This is a genomic window from Streptomyces sp. NPDC008001, assembly GCF_042958085.1.
Taxonomy (GTDB): domain Bacteria; phylum Actinomycetota; class Actinomycetes; order Streptomycetales; family Streptomycetaceae; genus Streptomyces.
This window is the reverse complement of record NZ_JBIBIZ010000003.1, coordinates 1-14,731: the sequence shown is the minus strand read 5'-3', so window position 1 is coordinate 14,731 and position 14,731 is coordinate 1. Positions and strand designations below refer to the sequence as shown.

Sequence of the window (14,731 nt, the reverse complement as noted above, 5' to 3'; positions counted from 1 at the left end):
CCGCGCTCAGATCCCGGTCAGGCCGACGGCGTCGGATCCGTACGCGCCGAGGGCCGCGAAGTTCTCCTTGCCCTGGTGGTAGCGGAGGTAGAGCGCACCGGCGCGGTGGTCGAAGCCGACGTCGTCGGTGGTCAGGGTCCGCACCGACAGGGACACCTTGGCCCGCACCGGCTGGAGGGCGCTGTCGTACGCCTCCTCCGTGACGGACATCTCCGTGATCCGCACGGGGACGACCCGGCGCCGGCCGAGCACGAGGACGGTCAGCGGCGACTCCACCGGGGCGATCTCGATCATCCCCATGGACGACAGCCGGTCCGACTCGCGCAGCTGCGCCCCCGTGGGGTGGATGGCGCTCTCCAGCGCGGAGAGCACCGCGAAGAGCCCGGTGCCGGCCGCCGGGTCGGGCCGGCCGCCCTTGTCGGTCCGGTCGGCGGCGTCGAACTCCGCCTCGAACCTGAAGGTCTCCTGCGGCGGGCCGCTGAGCCGCAGCGCCTCCAGCCGGTCCCCGCCCTCGGCCCCGGCGCCGCGCGGCTGCAGGCTGCGGGTGAGGGTGTCGGGGTTGTACTGGAACGGCGTCACCCGCAGGACGCGGCCCTGCTCGGGGTCCAGGAACACGAATCCGCCGCGCAGGGCGAGAGGGGGCGTCACCGGGGCGTCTCCCGGTGCGCGGCCGCGGCCGTGGCCGCGGTGCCCGGAGCCGTGGCCGCCGGGCCGGTGCCGGGCGTCACGAGGGCCTCGTGGACGGCGTAGGCGATGCCGCGCCCGAGGGCGGTGGGGTCGGCGGTGGCGCGCACCGGTGCCGTCACGGCGCGGCGCAGGTGGAGGTCTCCCAGCCCACGGGGCGGTGCGGCGGTGAGCAGGGTGCCCAGTTCCGCCTCCAGGGCCCGGCGCAGGGCGGCGGCCCGGTGGCCGGGGACGCCCTCCAGCACCAGCCGCCCGACGGACAGTTCGACCTTCATGGGGTCACCTCCGGCTCACCGTCCCAGGAGAAGTCCGCGCCGGGCAGCGGCATGTCGGCCTTGCGCAGTTCGGCGCGGGCCGCGACCAGCACGGCCGGCATGCCGATGCGGGTGCCCGCGGATGCGGCGGTGAAGGCCGCGTTGAGCGCGATGTTGCGGATCATCCCGCCGCTGAGCGGGAGTTCGGCCAGCCGTTCCGCGTCGAGGGCGTCGACCGGCGCGGCGGCGGGGAAGGCGCGCTCCCACATCCGGCGGCGTTCGGCGGGGCCGGGGAAGTCGAAGGGCACGATGAAGCGCAGGCGCCGCACGAACGCCGTGTCCAGCGCGTGCCGCTGGTTCGTGGCCAGGATGGCGAGGCCCCGGTAGGACTCCATGCGCTGCAGCAGGTAGCCGACCTCGATGTTGGCGTAGCGGTCGTGGGAGTCCTTGACCTCGCTGCGCTTGCCGAAGAGCGCGTCGGCTTCGTCGAAGAAGAGGATGGTGCCGCCGGGTTCGGCGGCGTCGAAGAGGCGGCGCAGATTCTTCTCCGTCTCCCCGATGTACTTGCTGACCGCCGCGGAGAGGTCCACCCGGAACAGGTCGAGGTGCAGGTGCCGGGCGAGCACCTCGGCGGCCATGGTCTTCCCGGTGCCGCTGGGCCCGGTGAACAGGGCGCTGATCCCCAGTCCCCGGCCGGTGCGCTGCCCGAACCCCCAGGTCCGGTACACCGTCTCGCGCTGCGCCACTTGGGCGGCGATCTGCCGCAGCAGCTCCGCCTCCCGCGCGGGCAGCACGATGTCGTCCCAGCCGGCCCCCGGCTCCAGGCGCTGGGCCAGTCCGCCGAGGCGGGGGCGGGTGCGCACCAGGCAGGCTCGCCAGGCGGCGTCCGGGTCGCCGCCCGCGGCGGACGCGATCTCGTGGATCGAGGGCACGTCCAGGGCGAACTGCCCGGCCAGCCGGTCCGCGTCGGCCGGGGGGAGCAGCGCGCGCCACGCGGCGGCCCGCTCCGCGGGCGGTGGCGGAACGACCTCCACCACCGCGGTGGGGGCCGGCACGTCGGGCCGGGTCTCCTTGGTGGCCACGAGGCACGGGCCGCCGACGCGGTCGAGGAAGCGGCCGAGCCGCCCGGCCGCCTCCCCTCCGCCGGGTCCCTCGCCGTCGGCGCGCCCCTCGTCCTCCGCTTCGATCCACAGGGCCAGGGGCAGCAGGCGGGATTCCCGCTGCCAGAGCCGCGCCACCGTGTCGAGCTCCGCCGCCGCTCCCGGCAGGAGGCCGGCCGGCATCCCGTACAGCAGCAGCCCCGCCGCGGCGGCGGCCTCGACCGCCACGGCGCGCTTCGTCTCCCGGTCGGGCCCCAGGAGCTGGACGACCGGCACGCGGCCGCCGGACCACGCGGGTGCGTGCTGCCAGTGGCCGAGGATCTCCTCCGCTGCCGGATGGCCCGAGCCCTCGGCGCCGGAACCGGAACCGGCCGCACCGGGTACCGGCCGGAGCAGGGTGACCAGCGATTCGAGGCGCTCGTCGAGGTAGTCCAGCCCCTTGAGGTGGTTCACGAGCCGCTCGTCGGCGCGCAGGGGGCTGGTCACCAGCGTCCGGCCCGCCGCCCGGTCGACGTCGACGAGCCGCCAGTACCGCAGTCCCCGGTAGGGGGAGAGCACGTCCCACGCGGGCTCCGGCAGGACCGACAGCGCCAGGGCGAACGTCGCGCAGGGCAGGCCGGGGTCGCCCTGCGCCGCCGCGCACAGCCCGGCGAACGCGGGGTCCAGCTCGGGGGCGGCACACAGCAGCAGTGTGTACCGCTCGAACGCGGACAGCCCCAGCAGCCCGCCGAGGGAGACGAGGGCGGGCGGCGGGTCGGTGGCCGCGGCGCGCTCCATGGCCGCGGCGGCCGAGGCGAGTTGCTTGCCGGTGACGGGCCGGGTGCCGGCGCCGCCATGTCCCTGCGGGGCACCAGGAGAAGCGCTCCGCCCGGGTGCCGGGGTCCTCGCGGCCCGTTCTCCCTCCGCCCGGTCTCCCCCGGCCCGGGCGCGCAGCAGGAGCCGCAGCCACTCGAGTCCGGCTTCCAGATAGCGCTCGTTGACGTCTTCCCACGTTTCCGGCGGGGCCTGTGCCCCCGCGTCCACCGTGGGCGCGGCACCTGCGGGCGCGGAGGTACGACCCGGCTTGACGGGGGTCACGTCACCACCACCGCCAGGTCCGCGTCGATGCGGGGCGGGGTGGCCTCGCCGTCGACGACGAGGCTGTCCACCCCGTCGACGCGCAGCCGCAGCACGTGGCGGCCGGGCCCGGTGGCGGGGAAGGAGAAGGTCAGCGTCTTCTCGCGCGTCCCCCGGAAGGGCGTGACGGGCACGGGGCGGTCCCCGACCAGCAGGTGGACCCGCTGGCCGGCCGCGACCGGCAGGTCGCAGGGGACCTTGAGTTTCACCGTGCCGTTCGCGCTGCGCCGTGCCGACAGCGGCAGGGAGGATCTGGCGATGCTCGGGGCGACCGCCAGCGGGAGTGCCCGCGTGACCTGCCGCGTGCCGTCCTCGCCGGTGAGGACGACGGTCACCGACCACGGCCCCGGGACCAGCCCGCCGGCCTCCTCGAAGGTGGCCCGCACCTCGTGCTCGCTCACCGCGGTCGTGGTCAGGGGGACCGCGCCGAACAGCGGGTGGGTGAGGTGGACGGCCGGCGTTCCGGCGTCCAGCTTGCTGCCGGTCAGGACGAGTTCGTCGGTGAACGCCGCGACCTCCGGGGTCACGCCGGTCAGTGCGGGGTGCGGATCGGAGGGGTCCGGTGCGGCCACGGGTCCCCGCCCCGCGGCTCCGCGCCGCACCACCGGCAGCGGGGCCCGGGCAGGACGGGCGGTGTCGAGCAGCACGATGCGGGCCTCGTACGCGACCGAGACCCGGTACCGGCTCTGGAAGGCGCTCCACAGCTTGGACATGTCGTCCACGGACAGGTCCGCCGGAGTGATCCGTACGGGCTCGGGCTGCAGGTGCGCGTCGCCGAGGCCCGCCTCCTTGTCGTAGTCGTCCGGCCCGAGTTCGCTGTGGTCGTGCAGGGCGGCCATCGCCGCGCCGAGGATCCGAAGGGCGACCAGTCCCTGCGGGTCGTCCGTCGTGTAGGGGGTGAGGAGGTAGTGCAGGACGACGGGCAGGGCGGGCCGCCCGGTCTCCCCCGGCCGGGTCCCGGGCGGGTCCGTGTTGCGCCAGTTCCCGTCGATCGTCGTCCGGTACAGGAACAGGTTCAGGGTCGCCTGGAACTGGTGGTCGGCCGCGGCCTCGTCGGGCGTCTTCGAGGTGACCCGGATCCCCGGGATCCCGCGGTCGAGCGCCTTGCCCAGGACCACGTGCAGGGCGTTGGTGACGGCGGCGACGGCGGCGGAGTCGCTCATGTGCGGCCCCGCAGGTACTCGTCGAGGCCGGGGCCGGCTTTCCGGGTGCGCCCGGCGTCCTGCGGGTGCGCCGCGGGGGACGCCGGAGGCGCCGCCCGGACCTCCAGCCGCTCGATGCTGATACGGACCACGGTCTCGGCGTCCCGTGCGCCGGGGGCGGGTCGGCGCGGTCCGCTCCGGCCGGGTTCCGCGCGGGGCCTCCCGGCGGGGACGGGCCCCGGCGTGCCGGTGCGGACGGGCGAGGGGACGGCTGGTGCGACAGGCCGGACGGGGTGGGCACGAGGGGAAACCGGCGCGTCGCCGGATGTGCGGCGGGCGGGAGGCGTTGCCGCGGCGGATGCCTGAGAGCGGGACGGCTGCCGGGGTGCAGCGGGGGGCTCGGGGAGCTCCGCCGGGTGCCGCGGCGTGGGGGATGCGGCGCCTGCGGCGGTCGCTGGATCGGTGACAACTGACCGGTGCACGGCGGGAGGTGGTGCCGGGGCGGCGGAGGGTGCCGGGGGCGGCCAGGGCTGTTCGCGGCCGGGGACGGCGGCGTTGCGGGGGCGCGCCGGGGCCGGGGCGACGGGCTCGTGGACGTCCTTCTCTTCGGGAGAGGCGTCCGGCGAATCCTCCGCCTCGGCGCTCCCCGGGCCGGACGGCCTTCGGCCCGGCGCCCTCGCCCCGGTGGGTGACGCTCCACGGGAAGCGGGACGGGAAGCAGCGGCGCCCGCCTCATGGGTCCCCTCGGCAGGCGACGGCCCGGCGGACGAACGGCCCGGCCCGCCGCCGGGCTCGCCGGCGCTTCCGGAGTCCGCATCGTCGCCGCGCGGGGACCGCCGGGCGTGCCCCTCCGCACTGGCAAGTCCTTCGGCCCCGGCCTCGGACCCGGCCGTCTCCGTTTCCTCCGGTTCACGCAGCCGGGGAGGCTCCGGGTCGAACAGGGACGGGAGCCGGGGACGGAGGCGCGGGCCCGGCGCGCCCAGCAGACGGCCCACGAAGTCGCTCACCCGGCCGCCTCCAGGTAGAAGCGGCGGCGCGCGGGGCTGACGGCGAGGACGTCCTGCTCCGTCCAGCCGTAGGCGCGGGCGAGCGCGTGCACCTCGTACAGCAGGCGGCGCGCGTACCCCTCGATCTCGGCCCACAGGTGCCCGGCGACGTCCAGCTCCGCCGACCAGGAATGCCCGCACCCGGGACATTCCAGCGCCACCGTCGTCTCCGCGCCCGGATCAACGCCGGGCAGCCGCCGGGCCACCTCCTCCAGAACGTGGCCCGGCAGAGGTCCCTCGTCCGGGGTGGTGCCGACGACACAGCGCTGCAGCAGGGCCCGGCGGGAGTCACGCCCGCACCCGGCGACGGCCAGCAGGTCGCGCAGGGTCAGGGCACGGTACGTGACGTCGCGGCCCGCCGCGCGGAAGGTCCCCGTGGGCGGCACCGTGCGTGCCCCGGGAACCCCCGCCGGGGCGGGCGGACGCAGTTCGGCCGTCTCCACGGCGACTTCGAGCGGTTCCCCGCACGCCGGGCAGTCGGCTGCGCAGGGCAGCGAACTGCCGAACGCCCGCTCCCGGAAACCGAGCAGCAGGGCGTGGAGAGCGGCCAGGGCGAGGTCGGCGACGGGCTCCGCGTCCCCCGCGGCGGTCCTGGCCAGCAGCAGGGCCCGGTCCCGCGGGCCCTGCCCGCTCCCGGACTCCCACACCGACAGCAACTGCGCCTCGGTCAGCTCGGCCACCACCACGCCGTCACCCCGATGCGGTGTCGGTGAACTGCGGGAGCTGCGGCGGGGTGGTGGGCTCGCGCACCCACCCGTGGTGCTCCAGCTTGATGTGCTCGAAGGCGACGGCGTTCGCGTTCGCGTCGAGGTCGGGGAGCGCCTGGTACTCCGACACCCAGCAGTCGTGGACGGAGTACGACAGCACCTGCTGCCCGGCCTCGTCGAACACGTCGATGATGAGGTCGCGGCGGAAGTCCTTCAGCGAGGTCTCCAGCCCGCCGGCCGACTTGCGCAGGCTCCACGCCTTGTTCGCCCACTCCTCGAAGGCGGTGTCGGCAGTGCAGCCGCGTTCCAGGGTGATGGCCTCGTACTCGGTGCGGCCGGGCAGCTTGCGGCTGGTCCCCGGGTCGCCGCCGTCGCGGTGCTTGACCACCTCGGTGGTCCGCTTCAGACCACTGACCTTGCTGATCCCCGCGATGTACGCCGTCCCGCCGCCGAACTTCACCCGAAACCGGAAGTTCTTGTACGGGTCCCGGCGTGTGATCTCCGGCATCGTCCTCGCTCCTCCTGCCTCCTGCGGCCCGGAACCGGGTCCTGTACCTAGACCTGGACCTGGCCGGCGAGCTGCTGAATGTGGATGATCACGAACTCCGCGGGCTTGAGCGGCGCGAACCCGACCTGGATGTTGACGATCCCGCGGTCGATGTCGTTCTGCGGGTTGTTCTCCCGGTCGCACTTCACGAGGTACGCCTCGGCCGGCGTCCGGCCCTGGAACGCCCCCTCGCGGAAGAGGGAGTTCATGAAGGCGCCGATGTTCAGCCGGATCGAGGCCCACAACGGCTCGTCGTTCGGCTCGAACACCACCCACTGGGTGCCCCGGTACAGGCTCTCCTCGACGAAGAGGGCGAGCCGGCGCACGGGCAGGTACTTCCACTCGTCGGTGAGCTGGTCGTTCCCGCGCATGGTGCGGGCACCCCAGGCGACCGGGCCCATCGCGGGCAACTCGCGCAGGCAGTTGACACCCCGCTGGTTGAGCCGGCCGTTCTCCAGATCGGTCAGCGGCATCGTCAGCCCCTGGACGCCGTTGAGCGACGCGTCGGTACCGGCCGGGGCCTTCCACACGCCGCGCTGCGCATCGGTCCGGGCCATCACGCCGGCCATGACCCCGCACGGCGGGAAGTCCCGCACGAGACCGCCCCGCGGCAGGTCCGTCGCCAGCACCCGGGGGAAGTAGACGGCGGCGTTGCGGGCGGAGTTGCCGGTGACCGGGAGCGTGCGCGCCGCATCGGCCACGCCACCCGCCGTGGCAGCCTCGTTCCACGCGCTCGGGGGATCGACGAGCAGCACGGCTCTGTGCTCGCTGCAGAATTCTGCGGCGGCCAGGACCAGGTCTTTGGAACCACCCTCCGCGGTCAGCTTCTCCGTGGCATCAGGGATGCAGAGAAGATTGAAGATGTCAGCCTTGAGCAGCGCTTGGAGACCGGTCTTCGACACCGGATCGCCTTCGTAGTCCGCGAGAACGGGAAACGTGTCCTGGGCGGGAAGGTTCTCGACCTTCGAGAAGAAGTCTTTCGGCTTCGCATTCGAGTGCCCCGCCCCTCCGGCATCGTGCCCGGCCTCGCCATCGCCGGCAGGCCCGTTGCCGTTGGAGGGGTGGTTACCGCCCTCGTCCTGGTGGCCGCCGGCGGGGTCGGGCACGTCGTTCTTCTCGGGCGGACTCTCGCCGTCGCCGGCCCATCTGACGAGTTGAGAGCCGGCCAGGACCCTCTTCAGGCTGCGCGGGCTGTCCGGATCCGTACTGATGTTGAGGTAGGTCTCCTCCACACCGGTTCCGGTGTCGGTGAGCGTCAGATTGTAAACGCCCTTCTTTTCCGTCTTCGGGTCCTCGTCGTCCTCGACCCCCGTGACCCGTGCTTGAAGGTCCTGTGCCCATACCCCGGGTCCGATGGGAACCAGAGTGGGGCGGGAGTCCTTCCCGGACTTGGGCGCCTTCCCGATCCGGAGGACCGGTGCCTTCTCGTTCTCCGCCCGGGCCGCCACCACCCGCACGATCTCCGCCTCCGCCCCACCGTTGCGGTAGAACTGCTCGACGGCGTAGCTCATGGGGCTGTCCTTGTGCAGCCCGCCGAACTGCATCTCGTAGTCGGCCCACGAGGTGATGTGCACCGGCCCGTCGGCAGGCCCGCGCGGCGCCCAGCCGACGAAGGCGGCGATCGACGTCGGAACGCCGGTGATCGTCCGTACGGAGCTCTTGACCTCGTCGATGTAGACGCCGGGATAGGAGATCTGCACCGGCATGAGGCCTCTTCTCTCTGACGGTGGGGAGTACGAGGGGGACGTGATCCACCGTAGGAGCGGTTGGTCGGCGGAAGATTGCCGGAGAGGTCGTGTCTCCCCCGGTCAGGGGATCCGCCAGGGCCGTACGGCGCAGTCGCTCGGCCAGCTACCGCCGCGGGGCGCCGGGCCACGTCTTCTTGACCGTGGCCCCGAGCAGGCGACCGTCGGGGCTGTACAGCGGTATCCCCGCGGGCACTTCGATGACCCAGCCGTTCCCGGTGGCCCGGGCCGTCACGGTGCCGGAACCGTGGTACCGCTGCCCGGTCTTCTCGTCCTGGCCGATGAGGGTCGCCGTGAACGTCATGCCGTCGCGGAGGACGAGGTCCTTCGGGCCGAAGATCAGGTGCGTACCGGGCGAGAGGGAGGCCCAGCGGGCGGGCGGGACCGCACCGGCCTCCGCGTCGCCGCCCGGCTTTCCGCGGAGCGCCTCCAGCGCCTTGCGAACGGACGCGAGGACTTCCGCCGCGCCTTCGCCCTTGGCGGCGGGCCGGACCCGGGTGATCAGGTTCTGGATCTCGGCCTCGGTCAGTGGTGGCTGTTGCCCCGTCAGCAAGGTCCTCAGCTCGGTCAGCTGCGCCGCGCTGAGCGGGGCCCCTCGGCCTGCCCGGGTCGCCAGCTCGCCGATGAGCCGTTCGACGCGGCGCTGGGTGAGCGAGCGCTTGAGGTCGTCGGCCGCCGCCCCCGCTCCGGGGACGACGCTGCGGTGCGCCTCGCTGACGCGCAGCAGGTCGCGCAGGTCCTCGTCGCTGAACTCGCCGCGGTTCTCCGCGACGGTGCGGGTCAGTTGTTCGCCGAGGCGGCGCTGGGCCTCCGTGACGTCGCCCGTCCTCGCCATGTCGTCCATGATCTTCCGGAGGGCGGGGTCGTTGCGGATGGCTTTCTTGAGGTCGTCGGGGACCGGGGTTCCCTTCTGGGCGGCCCTCGCGCACAGAGTGTCGAGGATGTCGTCCCCGCTGAGGCCGACGTGTGCTTCGGCCCCGTCGGCGACGAGCACGGCGGCCGCCAGGACGACGGCAGGGGGGAATACGCGTGCCCCCGCGGCCTTACCGGGGGCCTTGCGGAGTGCCGCCGCGGCGAGCCCGAGTGCCGCCAGGAGCGCTGCTGCCTTGGCGGCGTCCTCCGGGGAGGGGCCGGTGGCCCCCGGGGCCGCAGGTGCTGTTGCGGGCGCCGGCGCGTCCTTGGTCGCGGGCGCCTCCTTGGCCGCGGGCGCCGGTTGGCCCGACGGCACCGTGACGCCGGGCGCGGCGGCCCGTTCCTGCTTGCTCTCCTGCCGCTTGCGCGCGGGCGTCTTCTCCGTGGCCCTGCGCCGTCCGCGCTTCTCGTCACCGCAGCGGCAGATCCTGCGGGCGACGCTGAAGGGAGGCACGCACAGGTACGTGTACACGCCCTCGACGGGAGGGTTGACGACGACCATCTGCCGGCACGTCGGGGACTTCGCCTCTGTGAAGGGGAAGGGCCGGGGTGGCGGCGCGTCGAGGGGTTCCACGCGGAAACCGGCCGGTGTGCCGGCCCGCTTGCGGAAGAACTCACGGAAGAGCCGCAGGTAGATCTGCATCTTGGCGGCGCCTTCGAAGAATCCCTCCGGGTTGGCCGGTTTGATCTCGCCCACCTGGATGCCCCAGGGGGTGGCCCGGACGAGGTCGGGGATGCCCGCGTTGAGAATGTAGGGCCACTTGCGCCGGTCGAACTGCACCCTCACCTCGCGGAACATGTACGGCCCGTACATGCGCTCCATGAGCTTCTGGATCTGGTCGTGGACGTCCCTGCCGACGGCTCGCACGTCACCGCGGTAGCAGATTCCGCAGCCCCCTGCGGCGTCGAGCGTCAGGTACGGCCCCCCGATCGACATCCGCTGCACCCCGGCCGCGGAGGCCCGCCCGGTGACCTTGGGCCGGCCGCCCCGGGCCACGGTGTCGGCCGCGGCATGGGCCTCGCGCTCCAGGGAGCCCTCGGCGGGGAGCACCTCCGCGGCGTGCTGCACGGTCCCGGACGTGTGCCGCTGCTGGACGACGTGCGCCAGTTCGTGGGCGAGGACGCGGTCCCCGCCCGGGGTCCCCGGCCGGTACTGCCCGGCCCCGAAGACCACGTTCCTGCCCACGGTGTACGCGAGGGCGCCGACGGCCCGGGCGGACTCGCCGGCCCGGGGGCCGGTGTGCACGCGTACCTTGCTGAAGTCGTAGGCGAAGCGCTCCTCCATGCGCGAGCGGACGCCGGGATCCAGAGGGCGGCCGGCCGACCGCAGGGGCTCGCCCACCGCGGTCGGCCCCGTGGCCGCCTCCGCCGTGCGCCGGCAGGCACCGGGCGGGCAGGGGACGGCTCCGCAGCGCTGCAGGACGCCGCCGGGGAGGGCGGGCCGGGGAGAAGCCGGTGCTCGCGTCAGGGCCGACGCTGCGGAGGGAACCACCTCCGCAGCCGCCCGAGCTGCTGTCGTGTGCACGCCCATCGTGCATCACCCCGTACGCGGCGGGACCGCGGAGCCGAGTGTCTGGCACTCCCATTCTCCGCCGCCGCCGGCCCCGGCGCGAACCCGCGAGCGAGCCGGCGGCGGAGAACGCGCTGGCGCCGGCCGCCTGGGTGTCGGCCATGGTGTAAGGGGGCCGGACGAGCCGTACCCGGGCCAGTGCCGGCTCGAGCGGGGTGTGGCCGGTCACCTGTCCGTCCCTCCTTCGTCGCCGGAGGGGCCCTGCTCGAGGCCGAGGGCGCGCTGGAGGCGGTGGCGGGCGAAGCGCGCGGCGGAGCGCACGCCGGCGGGGGTGATGCCCATGATGCCGGCGGCCTCGCGGGTGGAGTGGCCGAGGACGTGGAGCAGGACGATGACGTCGTGCCGGCATTCGGGCAGGGCGTGGACGGCGTCGGGATTCGTCCGGTCGTCCGTCCGATCCCCGGCCCGGTCGTCCCGTTCCCCGGTCGAGCGGGGCGAGCCGTACGAGCGCCGGCCCCGGCGTCACGGCCCGACCGGCAGTCCCCTCGGCTCCTTGACGCGCTTCATGATGATCTGCGAGTTCACCTCGGTGATGCCCGAGAGCGTGGTGAGCCGCTCGATCCACAGCCGCTCGTACGCGGTGAGGTCGGCGACCGCGATGCGGAGCAGGCAGCCGGGGCTGCCGAAGAGGCGGTAGGCCTCGACGACGTCGGGGATGTCCTGGAGGGCGGCCTCGAAGGCCTCCACCGCCTCGCGGTCCCGCTTGACCTCGATGGAGACGAGGACCTCGAAGCTGCGGCCGACGGCCTCGGGGTTGATGACCGCCCGGTAGCCCTGGATCACTCCGTCCTGCTCCAGCTGGCGGACGCGGCGCATGCAGGGGGACGGGGTCAGGCCGACGCGGTGGGCGAGCTCCTGGATGGTCAGCCGGCCGTCCTCCTGGAGCTCGCGCAAGATATTTCTGTCAATGCGGTCCACGACGCAATTATCCACCACACAAATGGGCCCGGCTCGCTCATTTCAGCGAACCAATTGCGCGCGATTCGTCCTATTGTTCCCCTGCCCGGCCGACACGCCCCGTGGACGGCCGTACTGATCTTGAGAAGGGCGGGCACCCGTGGGACAGGTCGTCGTCATCAGCACCGGCGGAACCATCGCCAGCCGCTGGCAGGGTTCCGGCTTCGCCGCCGACGCGCGGGGCGGGGACGTGCTGGCCACGGCCGCGGTGCCCGAGGGCGTCACCGTCCGGGTCGTCGACCTGATGAGCGTGAACAGCGCCCGGCTGACCACCCGCGACCAGCTCGCCCTGCTGCGGACCGTGCACGAGGTGCTGGCCGACCCCGGCGTGGACGGCATCGTGGTCACGCACGGCACGGACACCCTGGAGGAGTCGGCCTTCCTGCTCGACCTCCACCACGACGACCCCCGCCCGGTCGTCTTCACCGGCGCCCAGCTCCCGCTCGAAGCGGCGGACGGGGACGGCCCGCGCAACCTCCACGACGCCCTGCTGGCGGCGGGCTCGGCCGAGCTGCGCGGCCACGGCGTCCTGGTCGCCTTCGCCGGTCGGATACACGCCGCCCGCGGCACGATCAAGGTGCAGACCCTGGCGGCCGACGCGTTCGCCGACCCCTCCGGCAGCCCCGTCGCGGACGTCAAGGACGGCCGCGTCCTCGTCCACGGGCGGCCCGAGCGCCCGGCGCCGCTCCCCCTGCCGGCCGCCGGCGAGGACCTCCCGCGGGTCGACATGGTCATGCACCACTGCGACGCGGACCCGCTGCTGTTCAACGCCGCCGTCGCAGCGGGCGCCCAGGGCATCGTCCTGGTCGCCACCGGCGCGGGCAACGCGACCCCCGAGGTCGTCGCCGCCGTCGAGGCGGCGGTCGCCCGCGGCGTGCTCGTCGCGCTCACCACCCGCGTCCCGTCCGGCCCGGTCGCCGAGATCTACACCCAGGGCGGCGCCGTCGACCTCGCCGCCGCCGGGGCCGTGCTGACCGGCACGCTCCGCGCCGGGCAGGCCCGTATCGCCGTCCTCGGCGCCGTGCTCTCCGCCGCCGGCACGGACGAGCGGACGCACACGCTGCGCCGCCTCGTCGGCACCCCTGCCGCCGCCTGAGCCCCCTCCGCACCACCGCTCCCCCACTGCGCACCCGATCGGAATCCCCCCCATGTCGGCCTCCGTCCCCGGCCCCTCCCGCACCGAGCACGACCTCCTCGGCGACCGCGACGTCCCCGCCGCCGCGTACTACGGCGTCCACACGCTGCGCGCCGTGGAGAACTTCCCCATCACCGGGACGCCCATCTCCGCCTACCCCGACCTGATCACGGCGCTCGCCTCCGTCAAGCAGGCCGCCGCCCTCGCCAACCGCGACCTGGGCCTGCTCGACGGCCGCAAGGTGGACGCGATCGTGCGGGCCTGCGAGGAAATCCGGGCCGGGCAGTGGCACGACCACTTCGTCGTGGACGTCATCCAGGGCGGCGCCGGCACCTCCAGCAACATGAACGCCAACGAGGTCATCACCAACCGGGCGCTGGAGCTCCTCGGCCACGCCCGGGGCGAGTACAAGCACCTGCACCCGCTGGAGGACGTCAACGCCGGGCAGAGCACCAACGACGTCTACCCGACAGCCGTCCGCCTCTCGCTGCAGCTCGCCGCCCTCCGCCTGCTGGAGGCCATGGCCGTGCTGCGCGAGGCCTTCGCCGCCAAGGCGGAGGAGTTCGCGGACGTCCTCAAGATGGGCCGCACCCAGCTGCAGGACGCCGTGCCGATGACGCTGGGCCAGGAGTTCGCCGCCTACGCCGTCATGCTGGAGGAGGACCGGGCCCGGCTGGCCGAGGCGTGCGCCCTGCTGCGCGAGATCAACCTCGGCGGCACCGCCATCGGCACCGGCCTTAACGCCCACCCCGAGTACCCGGAGCTCGCCTGCCGCCACCTCGGATCGATCACCGGCATCCCGGTCACCGTCGCCGGTGACCTCGTGGAGGCCACGCAGGACATGGGCGCGTTCGTGCAGCTCTCCGGCGTCCTCAAGCGGATCGCCGTCAAGCTCTCCAAGACCTGCAACGACCTGCGCCTGCTCTCCTGCGGCCCGCGCGCCGGCCTCGCCGAGATCAACCTGCCGCCCGTCCAGGCGGGTTCGAGCATCATGCCCGGCAAGGTGAACCCGGTGATCCCCGAGGTCGTCAACCAGATCGCCTTCGAGGTCATCGGCAACGACGTGACGGTCACCTTCGCCGCCGAGGGCGGCCAGCTGCAGCTCAACGCCTTCGAGCCGGTCATCGCCCACAGCCTCCTCAAGAGCCTCACGCACCTGCGTGCCGGCTGCCTGACCCTGGCCGGGCGCTGCGTCACCGGCATCACCGCCAACCGCGAGCACCTGGCCCGCCTCGTCGGCCGGTCGATCGGCCTGGCCACGGCGCTCAACCCGCACATCGGCTACGAGCAGGCCACCGCCGTGGCGCAGGAGGCGCTGACGACGGGCGCCTCGGTCCACGACCTCGTCCTGGCCAAGGGCCTGCTCACCCCGGAGCAGCTCGGCGAGATCCTCCACCCGGACAACCTCGCCCGCCCCCACACGCACACGGCCACGGCCGTACGCGCCTGAGACAGTCCCGCACGACCCGGACACCACCCGAGCACAACCCCAGAAAGAAGAAGCAACCCCATGGCAACGGCGCCAAGCGTCTCCTACTCGATGACGGTCCGGCTGGAGGTCCCCGCGAGCGGGACCTCGGTCAGTGAGCTGACCACGGCGGTGGAGAGCTCGGGCGGCTCCGTGACCGGCCTGGACGTGACCGCTTCCGGCCACGAGAAGCTGCGGATCGACGTCACGATGGCGACGACGTCCACCGAGCACGCCGACGAAATCGTGGAGAAGCTCCGCGGTATCGAGGGTGTGGTGCTGGGCAAGGTCTCGGACCGTACGTTCCTGATGCACCTCGGTGGCAAGATCGAGATGGCGTCGAAGCAC

At 73.8% G+C, this 14,731-nt stretch carries 13 protein-coding genes and 1 pseudogene; 3 read left to right on the top strand and 11 right to left on the bottom strand.

Going from position 1 to position 14,731, the window contains the following annotated elements:
• Window positions 1–6: 6 nt before the first annotated feature.
• The 11 genes from ACFZCD_RS08515 to ACFZCD_RS08465 all read right to left on the bottom strand — a co-directional run bounded on the left by ACFZCD_RS08515 (window position 7) and on the right by ACFZCD_RS08465 (window position 11,741).
• Window positions 7–648 carry a hypothetical protein gene (locus tag ACFZCD_RS08515; protein WP_391829041.1) on the bottom strand — a complete coding sequence of 214 codons (642 nt, stop codon included), beginning with the start codon at window positions 646–648 and terminating at the stop codon, window positions 7–9.
• On the bottom strand, window positions 645–959 hold the full coding sequence (locus tag ACFZCD_RS08510) for a hypothetical protein (RefSeq protein WP_391829040.1): 315 nt from the start codon (window positions 957–959) through the stop codon (window positions 645–647). The genes ACFZCD_RS08515 and ACFZCD_RS08510 overlap by 4 nt, the downstream gene beginning before the upstream one ends.
• On the bottom strand, window positions 956–3,115 hold the full coding sequence (locus tag ACFZCD_RS08505; RefSeq protein ID WP_391829039.1) for an ATP-binding protein: 2,160 nt from the start codon (window positions 3,113–3,115) through the stop codon (window positions 956–958). The genes ACFZCD_RS08510 and ACFZCD_RS08505 overlap by 4 nt, the downstream gene beginning before the upstream one ends.
• A complete protein-coding gene (locus tag ACFZCD_RS08500) occupies window positions 3,112–4,317 on the bottom strand; it encodes a DUF4255 domain-containing protein (protein WP_391829038.1) in 1,206 nt (401 codons plus the stop codon). The genes ACFZCD_RS08505 and ACFZCD_RS08500 overlap by 4 nt, the downstream gene beginning before the upstream one ends.
• Window positions 4,314–4,448 carry a hypothetical protein gene (locus ACFZCD_RS08495; protein ID WP_391829037.1) on the bottom strand — a complete coding sequence of 45 codons (135 nt, stop codon included), beginning with the start codon at window positions 4,446–4,448 and terminating at the stop codon, window positions 4,314–4,316. The genes ACFZCD_RS08500 and ACFZCD_RS08495 overlap by 4 nt, the downstream gene beginning before the upstream one ends.
• 851 nt (window positions 4,449–5,299) lie before the next feature.
• On the bottom strand, window positions 5,300–6,028 hold the full coding sequence (locus ACFZCD_RS08490) for a hypothetical protein (RefSeq protein WP_391829036.1): 729 nt from the start codon (window positions 6,026–6,028) through the stop codon (window positions 5,300–5,302).
• Window positions 6,029–6,032: 4 nt separating this feature from the next.
• Window positions 6,033–6,557 (bottom strand): phage tail protein, encoded by a 525-nt coding sequence (locus ACFZCD_RS08485; RefSeq protein ID WP_391829035.1) that lies wholly within the window; start codon window positions 6,555–6,557, stop codon window positions 6,033–6,035.
• Between the two features lie 47 nt (window positions 6,558–6,604).
• Complete coding sequence (locus ACFZCD_RS08480) at window positions 6,605–8,302, bottom strand: phage tail sheath family protein (RefSeq protein ID WP_391829034.1); 1,698 nt, start codon at window positions 8,300–8,302, stop codon at window positions 6,605–6,607.
• A 145-nt stretch (window positions 8,303–8,447) separates the two neighbouring features.
• Window positions 8,448–10,745 carry a DUF4157 domain-containing protein gene (locus tag ACFZCD_RS08475; RefSeq protein ID WP_391829033.1) on the bottom strand — a complete coding sequence of 766 codons (2,298 nt, stop codon included), beginning with the start codon at window positions 10,743–10,745 and terminating at the stop codon, window positions 8,448–8,450.
• A gap of 243 nt (window positions 10,746–10,988) precedes the next feature.
• Complete coding sequence (locus ACFZCD_RS08470; RefSeq protein ID WP_391829608.1) at window positions 10,989–11,180, bottom strand: RNA polymerase sigma factor; 192 nt, start codon at window positions 11,178–11,180, stop codon at window positions 10,989–10,991.
• Window positions 11,181–11,285: 105 nt separating this feature from the next.
• Window positions 11,286–11,741, bottom strand: coding sequence for an Lrp/AsnC family transcriptional regulator (locus tag ACFZCD_RS08465; RefSeq protein WP_391829032.1), 456 nt, complete (start codon window positions 11,739–11,741; stop codon window positions 11,286–11,288).
• Between the two features lie 139 nt (window positions 11,742–11,880).
• Here ACFZCD_RS08465 and ACFZCD_RS08460 point away from each other — a divergent pair, with 139 nt between their 5' ends.
• The 3 genes and pseudogenes from ACFZCD_RS08460 to ACFZCD_RS08450 form a co-directional block, all read left to right on the top strand.
• Entirely contained in the window at window positions 11,881–12,876 is a 996-nt protein-coding gene (locus ACFZCD_RS08460) for an asparaginase (RefSeq protein ID WP_391829031.1), read from the top strand.
• Window positions 12,877–12,928: 52 nt separating this feature from the next.
• A complete protein-coding gene (gene aspA, locus ACFZCD_RS08455) occupies window positions 12,929–14,365 on the top strand; it encodes an aspartate ammonia-lyase (RefSeq protein WP_391829030.1) in 1,437 nt (478 codons plus the stop codon).
• Window positions 14,366–14,425: 60 nt separating this feature from the next.
• A pseudogene (locus tag ACFZCD_RS08450) lies at window positions 14,426–14,731 on the top strand (NAD-dependent malic enzyme); the annotation flags it as partial.

Excerpts from the sequence above, each read along its gene's own strand:
- ACFZCD_RS08510 (WP_391829040.1), bottom strand. The coding sequence starts at position 959 with ATGAAGGTCGAACTGTCCGTCGGGCGGCTGGTGCTGGAGGGCGTCCCC.
- ACFZCD_RS08500 (WP_391829038.1), bottom strand. The coding sequence starts at position 4,317 with ATGAGCGACTCCGCCGCCGTCGCCGCCGTCACCAACGCCCTGCACGTG.
- ACFZCD_RS08485 (WP_391829035.1), bottom strand. The coding sequence starts at position 6,557 with ATGCCGGAGATCACACGCCGGGACCCGTACAAGAACTTCCGGTTTCGG.
- ACFZCD_RS08480 (WP_391829034.1), bottom strand. The coding sequence starts at position 8,302 with ATGCCGGTGCAGATCTCCTATCCCGGCGTCTACATCGACGAGGTCAAG.
- aspA (WP_391829030.1), top strand. The coding sequence starts at position 12,929 with ATGTCGGCCTCCGTCCCCGGCCCCTCCCGCACCGAGCACGACCTCCTC.